This is a genomic window from Rhodococcus sp. DMU2021, assembly GCF_019641445.1.
Taxonomy (GTDB): domain Bacteria; phylum Actinomycetota; class Actinomycetes; order Mycobacteriales; family Mycobacteriaceae; genus Rhodococcus; species Rhodococcus pyridinivorans.
The window spans coordinates 1-11,243 of sequence record NZ_JAIFKB010000043.1 but is presented as its reverse complement, the minus strand read 5'-3'; the positions used below and the strand labels follow the sequence as shown (position 1 = coordinate 11,243).

The window sequence follows — 11,243 nt, the reverse complement described above, 5'->3', positions numbered from 1 at the left end:
AGATTGGTCTGCACGAACGGTGCGGGGTTCGCCAGGGAGTTGTCGTTGTGGGATTCGGCGGCGAAGTGCACCACCAGATCGGTGTCGGCGACGAGCCGGTCGACCAGCTCGGCGTCGGCGATGTCACCTTCGACGAAGGTGATCGTGTCGGCGACGGGGTCGAGGGAGGCGCGGTTGCCGGCGTAGGTGAGCTTGTCGAGCACGGTGACCTGCGTGTCGGGTCGTTCCGCGACGGTCTGATGGACGAAGTTCGCGCCGATGAAACCGGCACCACCGGTGACGAGCAGCCTCATTGGCGCAAGCCTACTCATGCGAGACTGTCCGACATGCGCGGAATCATCCTCGCGGGTGGGACGGGCTCGCGTCTGCATCCGATCACCCAGGGCGTGAGCAAGCAGCTCGTGCCCGTCTACGACAAGCCGATGATCTACTACCCGCTCTCGACGCTCATGCTCGCCGGGATCCGCGACATCCTCATGATCACCACCCCGCACGACGCCGGACAGTTCCGCTGGTTGCTCGGCGACGGTTCGCAGTTCGGCGTGAACATCACCTACGCGATCCAACCCTCACCCGACGGCCTGGCACAGGCCTTCGTGCTCGGCGCCGACCACATCGGAACCGAGCCGGTCGCATTGATCCTCGGCGACAACATCTTCTACGGCCCCGGCCTCGGCACCCAGCTCAAACGCTTCGCTCACATCGACGGTGGTGCGGTGTTCGCGTACCGGGTGTCCGATCCGTCGGCCTACGGGGTGATCGAGTTCGACTCCACCGGCCGCGCCCTGTCGCTCGAGGAGAAACCCGACGACCCGAAGTCGAACTTCGCGGTGCCGGGGCTGTACTTCTACGACAACGACGTCGTCGAGATCGCCCGGTCGCTGAAGCCGTCGGCGCGCGGCGAACTGGAGATCACCGACGTCAACCGCACCTATCTCGAAGCGGGGAAACTGCAGGTCGAGGTGTTGCCGCGCGGTACCGCCTGGCTCGACACCGGCACCTTCGACTCGCTGCTCGACGCGTCGAACTACGTGCGCACCATCGAACAACGTCAGGGATTGAAGATCGGTGCGCCCGAGGAGGTCGCGTGGCGTCTCGGGTTCATCGACGACGAGCAACTGCGCGCCGCGGCCGAGCCGCTGGTGAAGTCGGGCTACGGCAGCTACCTGCTGGATCTGCTCGAACGAGGAAAGGACCGCTAGGTTGCAGTACCGGGAACTGACGATCGCCGGGGCGTGGGAGGTCACGCCGAAACAGTTCGGCGACGACCGGGGCGTGTTCCTCGAATGGTTCAAGCAGGAGAGTTTCACCGACGCCGCCGGCCGTCCCCTGGAGTTGGCGCAGGCGAACTGCTCGGTCTCCGCCGCCGGGGTGCTGCGCGGCATCCACTACGCGGATGTGCCTCCCGGACAGGCGAAGTACGTCACGTGCGTGTCGGGGTCGGTGCTCGACGTCGTCGTCGACCTGAGGGTGGGGTCGCCGACCTTCGGGCAGTGGGATTCGGTGCTGCTCGACACGAAGGACCGGCGCGCGATCTTCCTGTCCGAGGGCCTCGGCCACGGTTTCCTTGCACTCGAGGACAACTCGACCGTCGTCTACCTGTGCTCGACGGGCTACGACCCCGACCGTGAGCACGAGGTGAACCCGTTCGATCCGGAGATCGGGATCGATTGGCCGACAACGGGACCTGACGGCAGGTCGCTGACCTACGAACTGTCGGCCAAGGATCGGGCGGCACCCACCCTCGCCGACGCCCGCGAAGCGGGTCGTCTCCCGAGCTTCTGACGATTTGTGTGGATTCGACCCCGGTTTCCGGGGCTGGATCCACACTAATCGATCGGTACGGAACCGGAACCGCGGTCACTGCGTCGAACCGGATATGAACCTGCGAAACGCGTATCGCATCATGGCCGCTCAGGACGGCGTCATCACCCGAGCACAAGCACTGGACTGCGGAATGAGCGCTTCCGCTGTCGACCGACGAGTCGAGAACGGCGACTGGTTCGCGCTCGCACGCGGCGTCTACCTGCGTGCCGACCGGGAACGCACGCCGGCTGTGGCGCTACGGTCAGCCGTCTACGCGGCAGGTCCGGAAGCGGCAGCCTGGGGACCGAGCGCGGCATGGTGGCACGGACTGCTCGACCGCGCTCCTTCTCTCCGCTACGTGACCGTGCCGCAGAAGCGCACCCTCGCCCGACGCCACGGGGTGCGGGTACGCCGACGCGACCTCCAGCGACGCGACGTCGTCGTAGTGCGCGGTCTACCGGTCACCGCGCTGCCACTCACAGTGCTCGAAGCCGCCGTCGAACTGCCGACGGGTTCGGTGCTCATGGACCGCGCGCTGCAGCGTCACACCTCGCTACCCGCACTCGAGCAGGCACATCGAAGGAATCTCGGACGTCACGGCGCACCCCGCGCCGCTCATCTGTTGTGCTCGGCTCGCGAAGGCGGCCACTCCCAGGCCGAACGCATCTTCCACCGACTACTCCGTGGTGCGGGGTTCACCGGGTGGCGAGCACACGCGATGAGCTGCGGCTTCGAGATCGACGTGGTGTTCGACGCCGAGCGGGTCGCGGTCGAGATCGACGGGTGGGCCTGGCACCGCGACGCCGAGCGACACCGCCGCGACGCCGAGAGGCAGAACGTCCTGATCAACGCCGGCTGGCACGTGCTGCGCTTCACCTGGCACGCGATCACCCAGGAACCCGACGAGGTGGTGCGGCAGATCCGTCAGGCCCTGAATCGGACTTCGGTGGGTTGAACCCCGCTGAGCGGGGTCGGATCCACCCGAATCAGCGGAGGCGGAAGATCACGACGCGCTGGACGACGAAGTTGATCACCGTCGCGACGCCTTGGGCGACGACGAAGGCGAAGGGCGTGACCCACCACTCGTCGCCGAGGGCTTCGTTGAGTACACGGTTGATGCCGACCTGTGCGGCGAACGTCACTGCGTAGAGGACCACCACGGCTGCGAAACGAACGCGGCTCGGCGGGGCCTTGAAGGTCCAGCGGCGGTTGACCAGGTAGGCGGTGGTGGTGCCGGCCACGAACGACAGGGCCTTCGCGACGTCGCGCGTGACGCCCAGGGCCATGAGCAGGACGTACAGGCCGTAGTCGACGATCGCCGAGAACCCACCGGTCAGGACGAACCGTGTGAGCTGCGTCTTCAGGTCCAGCGCTTCGTCGGCCGTCGAATCGGTCAACGGCAGTTCGGGAGCCAGTGGGGCGTGATGCTCCGGCAGCGGCTGCACATGGTCGTGGGATTCCGGCACGCAGACGAGGGTAACGCCCGTGAGGAACAGCATCTTGCCGGGTGACCAGGACACACGGGTAGCCTTTATCCCGATGTCCACGACAGCTACGGAGCAGGCGAGCGAGCCGCTCCCCACCCAGACCCGCACCCTGACCGGCTGGGGGCGCACTGCGCCGACCACCGCAGAGGTGCTGTCCACCCCCGACGTCGAAGTGATCGCCAAGGCGGTCGCGCGGGTCGCGGAAGACAACGAGTCGAAGCCGTCGCACCTGCGGCGCGGCGTGATCGCACGCGGGCTCGGACGCTCCTACGGCGACCCCGCGCAGAACGCGGGCGGGCTCGTCGTCGATATGACGGCGCTGAACAAGATCCACAGCATCGACCGTGACTCCCGCAAGGTCGTGGTGGACGGTGGTGTGAGCCTCGACCAGCTCATGCGCGCCGCGCTGCCGTTCGGTCTGTGGGTGCCCGTCCTGCCGGGCACGCGCCAGGTCACCATCGGTGGAGCGATCGGTGCCGACATCCACGGCAAGAACCACCACAGCGCGGGCAGCTTCGGCAACCACGTCAAGTCCATCGACCTGCTCACCGCCGACGGCCAGGTCCGCACGTGCACCCCCACCGGGCGCAACGCCAAGCTGTTCTGGGCGACCGTGGGCGGAATGGGTCTGACAGGCATCATCCTGCGCGCGACCATCGAGATGACCCCCACGGAGACGGCGTACTTCATCGCCGACAGCCGCCGCACCGAGTCGCTCGACGAGACGATCGCCCTGCACAGCGACGGTTCGGAAGCGAACTACGACTACTCCAGCGCATGGTTCGACGCCATCTCGCCGGAGCCGAAGCTCGGCCGCGCCGCAGTCTCCCGAGGCAACCTCGCGAAGCTCGACCAGCTGCCGAAGAAGCTGCAGAAGGACCCGCTCAAGTTCGACGCGCCGACCCTGCTGACCCTGCCCGACGTATTCCCGAACGGGCTGGCCAACAAGTTCAACTTCTCGGTGATCGGTGAGCTGTACTACCGGAAGACGAAGAACGCCGACAACCAGGTCCAGAATCTGACGGCGTTCTACCACCCCCTCGACCTGTTCGGGGAGTGGAACCGCGGCTACGGACCCAACGGCTTCCTGCAGTACCAGTTCGTGGTGCCGCCGGAAGCGGTCGAGGAGTTCAAGAAGATCATCCGCGACATCCAGGCGTCGGGACATCACTCGTTCCTCAACGTGTTCAAGCTGTTCGGTGAAGGGAACAAGGCTCCGCTCAGCTTCCCCATCCCCGGCTGGAACATCTGCGTCGACTTCCGGATCAAGCCGGGCCTGAACGAGTTCGTGCGCGAACTCGACAAGCGGGTCCTCGAGTTCGGTGGTCGCCTCTACACCGCGAAGGATTCGCGGACCGACGCGGAGACCTTCCACGCCATGTACCCGCGGATCGACGAGTGGCTGAAGGTGCGCCGCTCCGTCGACCCCACGAACGTCTTCGCCTCCGATATGTCCAGAAGGTTGGAACTCCACTGATGATCAACGCCGTCGGCAATCCCCAGACCCTGCTGCTGCTCGGTGGCACCTCCGAGATCGGCCTGGCCATCGTCGAGGAGTACCTCCGCAAGGCACCGGCCCGCGTGATCCTCGCGGCCCTGCCCGGCGACCCGCGTCGTGAGGACGCCGTCGCCCAGGCGAAGTCCGCGGGTGCGACGCAGGTCGACCTGATCGACTTCGACGCGCTCGACACGGCGAGCCACCCGGCCGTCATCGACCAGGCGTGGAAGGACGGCGACGTCGACATCGCGATCGTCGCCTTCGGTCTGGACGCCGACGCCGAGGAGCTGTGGCAGAACCAGAGCAAGGCCGTGCGGGTCGCGGAGGTCAACTACACGGCCGCCGTCTCCGTGGGTGTGCTGGTGGGCGAGAAGATGAAGGCGCAGGGCTTCGGGCGCATCATCGCGATGTCGTCGGTTGCCGGCGAGCGCGTCAAGCGCGCCAACTTCGTCTACGGTTCCACCAAGGCCGGCCTCGACGGCTTCTTCCTCGGACTCGGTGAGGCGCTGCGCCCGTTCGGGCCGCGCGTGACCGTCGTGCGCCCCGGCCAGGTGCGCACGCAGTTCAGCGCGCACGTCGACGAGGCCCCGCTCACCGTGAACAAGGAAGATGTCGCGAAGCTCGCTGTCGCGGCCTCCGATCGCGGCAAGGAGATCGTCTGGGCGCCGGGCACCTTCCGGTTCGTGATGATCGTGCTGCGTCACCTGCCGCGCGCGATCTTCCGCAAGCTGCCGATCTGACAGACGTGCACCCTCTGCCCCGCCGGACCCGTTTCGGCGGGGCAGTCGTCTTTTCGGGGTCTACCGGACGTAGCCGGTTCCGCTGTGGATCATCCCGGGCGGCCCGTAGCACCAGTGGTTGATCGACCCTTCGTTCACGAAGACACCGTTCACGATGCCGTCCTGCCCCGCCTCGTTCGTCGCGTAGCCGACACCCGGCGCCCCGACGACGATGCACTGGTAGGGATCGACGCCGTGGTGGTCGTACAACCGGCCGTCGATGGGACCGCCGGGCGCACCCGGTTCGATCACCGGATACGCCGAGGCCTGCGCCGCCCCGAAGACGAGGAGAGGTGCCGTCGCGAGCGTTGCAAGGGCCGCACGAACTGCTTTACCTGTCATGATCTGAGCCTTCCGTTCGGATTCCCCGGGCGGTACCGACAGCCCGGTTTCCCGACGCAACTTCCAGGATGAACGTCCCGACCGGTGGACGGCGGCGTTTTTGCGGCGCGGATCGGGCCACCACTCGTCTCGCGGACGCATCTCTATGCTCGTGGGGTGCTCGCCGACACTCCTGTAGCAGTCGCCCCGTTACGCCGTGCCGTCTCGACGCTCGTGCAGTTCGTCTGCGCAGCGCTCGTCGCAGCACTCGTCGCCGCGGTGGGGCTGTTCGCTTTCGACCGTGTGCAGTGGCCGGCGTTCAATTCGTCGAACGTGACGCAGGCCGTCACCACCGTGATGCAGTTCGCGGCACTCGCCGTGCTCGGCCTGTCGATCTATCTGTTGCGTCGCCGCAGATGGGTGACGGGGGCGCGGGTGCTGTCGTGGGCGGCGCTGTCCGGCCTGGTCACCGCGACCCTCGGGATGCCGCTCGCCGCGACCCGCCTCTACCTGCACGGCATCTCCGTCGACCAGGAGTTCCGCACCCAGTTCCTCACGCGACTGACGGACAGCGCGGCGTTGCGCGACATGAACTACGCCGACCTGCCGTCGTTCTATCCGGCCGGGTGGTTCTGGATCGGTGGCCGTGTCGCGAATCTGCTGAATATGGACGGCTGGGAAGCGTTCAAGCCGTATGCGATCGGCTCGCTGGCGGTCGCGGCGGTCGTCGCGCTGGTGCTGTGGTCCGAACTGGTCCGCTCCGATCTGGCGGTGCTCGCCGCCACCGCGACGACGCTGGTCGTGCTGGCCTACGGTTCGCCGGAACCCTACGGAGCGGTGATCGCCGTGCTGGTCGCGCCGGCGTTGGTGCTGGCCTGGGGTGGTTTCCTACCCGCTACACGCGGTGGCCGGGGACGACAGGGTTGGGGTGCCGTCGTGGGGACGGGCCTGTTCCTCGGTCTCGCCGCGACCTTCTACACCCTCTATCTCGGTATCGCGGCGTTCGCGGTGACGGTGATGGCCGTCGTCGCGGCGTACCTCGCGCGTCGCGCCACCGGGTCGTGGCGGGCGGTCCTTCCGGTGCTCGTCCGTCTCGTGGTGATGGCGTCGATCGCGGTGCTCGTCGCGTTGATCGTGTGGGCGCCGTTCGTGTTCGACGTGCTGGGCGGTAATCCCCCGTCCGAGTCCGGGACCGCGACCCACTATCTCCCCGATGCCGGTGCGCGACTGCCGTTGCCGATGTTCCACATGTCCCTGATCGGACTGTTGTCGTTGCTGGGCACCGTGTGGCTCGTGGGCCGGGCGTCGTCGTCGCATCGGGCGCAGGCGCTCGGGCTCGGGGTGATCGCGGTCTACCTGTGGTACCTCGCCTCGATGGCGTTGACCGCCGTGGGCAACACCCTGCTCGCGTTCCGTCTCGAGGTCATCCTGCTCGTACTGCTCGCTGCGGCAGGCGCATTCGCCTTCGTCGACTTCTCGCGTTGGATCAGCCTGGCGACCAGCGAGAATCCGCGCGTGCGCAGGGTTCTCGTGGCGGTGGGTGCTCTCGGTGCGCTGGCGTTCACCCAGAACATCCCCCAGGTGCTCGGGAGCGAGATCACCGTCGCCTACACCGACACCGACGGGGCCGGTGAACGCGCCGACCAGCGACCCGCCGGAGCCGCGTCCTACTACGCCGAGGTGGACGACGTCCTGCTGTCCCAGCTGGGCGCCGAGCGTGACGACCACGTGGTCCTCACGGCCGACACGTCCTTCCTCGCCTACTACCCGTACTTCGGTTTCCAAGCCCTGACCTCGCACTACGCCAACCCGCTGGCGGAGTTCTCCGCGCGGGCCGCAGCGATCGAGGAGTGGTCGGAACTCTCCTCCCCCGGCGAACTGCTCGCCGCCTGGGAGGAGTTGCCGTGGAGAGCCCCCGACGCCGTCGTCTTCCGGCAGGGCGCCGAGGGCTACACGCTGCGTCTGGCCGAGGACGTCTACCCGAACGATCCCAATGTGCGGCGGTACACGGTGACCTTCCCCAAGGAACTGTTCGACGATCCCCGATTCACCTTGACCGAGGTGGGGCCGTTCGTCGTCGTCACCGCGACGGACGAACCGGCATGATGCGACGAACCCCGATGTCGCGCAACCACAATCCACCCCAGACCAGAATTCCGGTGTAGATCGGGAAGAGAGTCGTGCTGACGATGGGCTGTTCGGTGAGCAGATTCGTCGCGACAGCACCGCCGAGATAGCCGGTGAGGAGTACGGCGCCGAGGATTGCGGTAGGCGGCAGGACGTAGGCGATCAGGCAGACGAGTAGGACGACGCCGAACACCCGGTTGAGGCTCGGGTCGAACCCGAGATCGGCCATCGCTTCCTGCACCTGCGAAACGTTGGCGATGTGGATGATCGAGTCCCACAGCAGGAACAGGACGACGAGACCGCTGACGATCAGGCCTGCGATGCGGGCGGCGCGTGAGGGTGCCGCGGCGATGTCGTCGCGGGTGCCGGTGGTGGATGCGGTGAAGGTGTTCATGACGGCCTCCTGGTAGGTGGGCAGCGGTGCTGTCGCAGATACCGACCGGGCAGGAGCCGGAATCTCATCGCCGCTGCGGTAAGGTCGCGGCGAGTCGTACGGGGGGTACGACGGAATCGGGGGATTCGATGAGCGACGTTCTGTATGTGCCGATCCGACGCCGCGACAGTTCCGGGCACGTTCGGCTCGAGATGCGCACACTGCCCGACGGCCGGCTGGCGTTGCCCGCCTACACCTCACCGAAGGAACTGGTCCGCTGCTGTGGACCGCAGCAGCCGTGGATGGGCGTCGACAGCACAGGGCTGCAGGAGATCCACCGGACCACCGGGTACGACGTGGTCCTGCTCGACGGTCGACAACCACCGCCACCCCCGGTCGGGGACGACGACCGTCCGTTCGAGGCCCCACTCGGCAGGAGAGCGACCCGGTGAGCATCGACATCGGCGACCTCGACACGGTCGCGAAGCACCTGGCGACCGGAGCGATGGGCATCGACGAACTCGGATCCGATCCAGCACCGATACCCGACGCGGGTGCCGCCACAGCACTGCTCGTCGACGCTCTCGGGTCGATTGCTTCCGCGCTGGACGCGGCGGTCCGGTCGCTGGCCGATGCAGCAGACGCCGCCCAGGACAGTCTGCGCGCCTACCAGGACGCCGAGTCGCACACTGCTCAGGAGATGGCGAAGGCCGGTGAGGGATGAGCCTCGACACCCGAGTCTTCGGCGACCCCACCTCTTGCTACGCATGCGCGGATTCGCTCACTGCCCTCGCCACGGGTGTGAACGACCGACTGAAGGCGGCACGCGACGGACGCACCGAGTCCGAGTACGAATTCAGAAGCCCTGCGGGAGATGCGTTCCGCACGACGCTCGACCGCATCATCACGGGGACGACCGAGGCCGCAGACCAGATCGACGTGATCGCCGCTGCCCTGCGCGCATTCGCCGACGGACTCGTCACTGCCCGGTCACGCATGTCGCAGGCCGAGGCGACAGCGGCGGAAGCCGGTATTCCCGTGGAGTTCGGCGTCGGGATCGGTGAGCCACTCAACGTCGATCCGAACTCGTACGACATCGCACCCCAGGTACTTCGGGCGAAACAGATCGCAGCCTACGAGGCGGCTGCGGGGTTCGTTACGGAAGGTCGCGCGGCCGAAACCGGGGCGCACAGCGCGCTCGCGGAAGCCTTGCGCGGGCCAACGACGATCCTGAAGGACGCAGAAGCCCAGTGGGAATGGCTCTTGGCGCATACCGTGGGCGGATACATAGCGACGACAGTCTCCGAGCTGTCGAAATGGGGCAACGAAGCCGCTACGCGAGGTGCGACCCTCGCCCGGCTGCGTGAGCTTGCTGCCGAAGCGGCGCGACTTGGCGATCCGTACCCGGAAGCCACAGCGGCCCGGGCTGTTCGGGCCTTCCAGGGCGGAGCGGACGATGCAGCGCGGTTCGCTGCGGAGAACTCTCGCTTGCTTGCGGGGCTCGGTGACAACAAATTCATCGAATCCTTCGGTCGCACCGCCGGCGACTATTTACCAAAAGGTTCGGCATTGGCACAGTTCGGCTCGAAGGTGCCCGTCGTGGGAGGCGTTCTCACCGGACTTCAGACTGCCTACGATGTAGCAAATGCCGAAACCACCGGAGACGCAGTCAAAGCGGTTGCGAAGGATGTCGGTGGTTTCGTCGCCGGAACCGTAGCGACCGAGTTGATACTCGCGAGTGCAGCAGGCGGTCCTGTCACCCTTCTCGCTGTTGGCGCCGGGGTCGGTGTCGCGTTCGGTGTGGGCGAAGTGATCGAACACTGGGACGATATCTCCGGCGCTGCCGGTTCCGCGGCGCGCTGGGTGGGAAATCTCTTCTGAGGACATAAATGAATACAACCGACCTGCCCGCGATTCCCGATCCAAACACCGGAGAGCCGCGACCACCCCGTGCGCCACGCATCTACCAGAGAATCGAGCACACGCCGACCGACAGATCCCCACGGAAGCCTCCGGAAGCGCCGGAACATCTCGGACCCGTTCTCGAATGGCTCCAGCCCACCGCCCGTGACCAGTACACGAGCGCGCTCTTCATCGTGGGCATCTCGGTCGCGTACCTCACCCTTGTCGACGGAGGCCTTCGCTGGACCCACATGTGGGTCATGTGGGTCATCATGGCTGTGGGTGCGTGGGTGATGTTCGGCGCCACCAAAAACCATTGGACCGCAGTCGGATCCACCTGGGTGCAGTGGCGCGACGATTGGGTTGACACCTATCACCTCACCCGCATACGATTTTCAGCCGACGGGCCGAACCGCGTTCTCCGTTTGAAAGATGCACACGGCAACAAGATCCACTCGTTCAAGATCAGCGAGATCCAACGCAACCCCGACCTGTGGGACCTGGTCTACAACGGCATCCTCCACTCCGTCGCCTCCGGCAACTGCGACATCGACGCCAAAACCCGCCACATCCTGAAGATCCCCTACGAACTCGGGCCGCGCCCAACCAGAAGCGAACGCACTAGAGGACGACGCCGCAGATGGTGAACCCCATCGATCTACCCCCGATGCCGGATTCGATCACAGGCGAACCCCGCCCACCCCGGGCGCCCCGCATCTACCACGGCACGGAATACACACCAGTCAAGCGCTCCCCACGAAAGCCGCCCGAGGCACCGGATCATCTCCGGCCCGTTCTCGAATGGCTCCAGCCCACCGTCCGCGACAAGTACACTAGCCTCAAACTTTCGTCTGGCTAGGCTGACCTGCGGATAAGTCGTAGGTGGCTGCGTTGTCGGATGAAGGCATGAGGGATCGCCGGCGCTGCGTTCGCCGGTTCTCCATGATTGC

Annotated in this window: 14 protein-coding genes; 10 read left to right on the top strand and 4 right to left on the bottom strand. The window is 66.4% G+C overall.

Annotated features, from left to right (window positions below):
* On the bottom strand, positions 1-293 hold a 293-nt coding region (locus K3M35_RS24960; protein WP_220667197.1), incomplete at its 3' end, for an NAD-dependent epimerase/dehydratase family protein.
* A gap of 33 nt (positions 294-326) precedes the next feature.
* On the opposite strand from K3M35_RS24960, the gene rfbA reads away from it, so the two are divergent.
* The 3 genes from rfbA to K3M35_RS24945 all read left to right on the top strand — a co-directional run bounded on the left by rfbA (position 327) and on the right by K3M35_RS24945 (position 2,761).
* Complete coding sequence (gene rfbA / locus K3M35_RS24955) at positions 327-1,202, top strand: glucose-1-phosphate thymidylyltransferase RfbA (RefSeq protein WP_019290334.1); 876 nt, start codon at positions 327-329, stop codon at positions 1,200-1,202.
* Between the two features lies 1 nt (position 1,203).
* Positions 1,204-1,785, top strand: a complete 582-nt coding sequence (rfbC, locus tag K3M35_RS24950; RefSeq protein WP_064061124.1) for a dTDP-4-dehydrorhamnose 3,5-epimerase — start codon at positions 1,204-1,206, stop codon at positions 1,783-1,785.
* A gap of 94 nt (positions 1,786-1,879) precedes the next feature.
* Positions 1,880-2,761 carry a type IV toxin-antitoxin system AbiEi family antitoxin domain-containing protein gene (locus K3M35_RS24945; protein WP_064061125.1) on the top strand — a complete coding sequence of 294 codons (882 nt, stop codon included), beginning with the start codon at positions 1,880-1,882 and terminating at the stop codon, positions 2,759-2,761.
* A 31-nt stretch (positions 2,762-2,792) separates the two neighbouring features.
* Here K3M35_RS24945 and K3M35_RS24940 read toward each other — a convergent pair whose 3' ends face one another.
* A complete protein-coding gene (locus K3M35_RS24940) occupies positions 2,793-3,326 on the bottom strand; it encodes a GtrA family protein (protein WP_308257121.1) in 534 nt (177 codons plus the stop codon).
* A gap of 19 nt (positions 3,327-3,345) precedes the next feature.
* Here K3M35_RS24940 and K3M35_RS24935 point away from each other — a divergent pair, with 19 nt between their 5' ends.
* Complete coding sequence (locus tag K3M35_RS24935) at positions 3,346-4,770, top strand: FAD-binding oxidoreductase (protein WP_019290337.1); 1,425 nt, start codon at positions 3,346-3,348, stop codon at positions 4,768-4,770.
* Positions 4,770-5,531, top strand: a complete 762-nt coding sequence (locus K3M35_RS24930) for a decaprenylphospho-beta-D-erythro-pentofuranosid-2-ulose 2-reductase (RefSeq protein ID WP_006553461.1) — start codon at positions 4,770-4,772, stop codon at positions 5,529-5,531. Before K3M35_RS24935 ends, K3M35_RS24930 begins: the two co-directional genes overlap by 1 nt.
* A gap of 60 nt (positions 5,532-5,591) precedes the next feature.
* Here K3M35_RS24930 and K3M35_RS24925 read toward each other — a convergent pair whose 3' ends face one another.
* Complete coding sequence (locus K3M35_RS24925) at positions 5,592-5,912, bottom strand: hypothetical protein (RefSeq protein ID WP_024102694.1); 321 nt, start codon at positions 5,910-5,912, stop codon at positions 5,592-5,594.
* Between the two features lie 156 nt (positions 5,913-6,068).
* On the opposite strand from K3M35_RS24925, the gene K3M35_RS24920 reads away from it, so the two are divergent.
* Positions 6,069-7,997 carry an arabinofuranosyltransferase gene (locus K3M35_RS24920; protein WP_220667196.1) on the top strand — a complete coding sequence of 643 codons (1,929 nt, stop codon included), beginning with the start codon at positions 6,069-6,071 and terminating at the stop codon, positions 7,995-7,997.
* Here K3M35_RS24920 and K3M35_RS24915 read toward each other — a convergent pair.
* Entirely contained in the window at positions 7,972-8,412 is a 441-nt protein-coding gene (locus K3M35_RS24915; RefSeq protein WP_006553458.1) for a DoxX family protein, read from the bottom strand. The genes K3M35_RS24920 and K3M35_RS24915 overlap by 26 nt on opposite strands.
* A gap of 128 nt (positions 8,413-8,540) precedes the next feature.
* Here K3M35_RS24915 and K3M35_RS24910 point away from each other — a divergent pair, with 128 nt between their 5' ends.
* The 4 genes from K3M35_RS24910 (at position 8,541) to K3M35_RS26510 (ending at position 10,940) form a co-directional block, all read left to right on the top strand.
* Positions 8,541-8,843, top strand: coding sequence for an SAV_915 family protein (locus K3M35_RS24910; protein ID WP_024102691.1), 303 nt, complete (start codon positions 8,541-8,543; stop codon positions 8,841-8,843).
* On the top strand, positions 8,840-9,115 hold the full coding sequence (locus tag K3M35_RS24905) for a hypothetical protein (protein WP_024102690.1): 276 nt from the start codon (positions 8,840-8,842) through the stop codon (positions 9,113-9,115). Before K3M35_RS24910 ends, K3M35_RS24905 begins: the two co-directional genes overlap by 4 nt.
* The gene (locus tag K3M35_RS24900) at positions 9,112-10,272 is read left to right on the top strand and encodes a hypothetical protein (RefSeq protein WP_220667195.1); all 1,161 of its coding nucleotides are present in this window, start codon (positions 9,112-9,114) and stop codon (positions 10,270-10,272) included. The genes K3M35_RS24905 and K3M35_RS24900 overlap by 4 nt, the downstream gene beginning before the upstream one ends.
* Before the next feature lie 215 nt (positions 10,273-10,487).
* Positions 10,488-10,940: a hypothetical protein gene (locus K3M35_RS26510; protein WP_308257120.1), complete on the top strand. Its 453-nt coding sequence runs from the start codon at positions 10,488-10,490 to the stop codon at positions 10,938-10,940.
* Positions 10,941-11,243 lie beyond the last annotated feature (303 nt).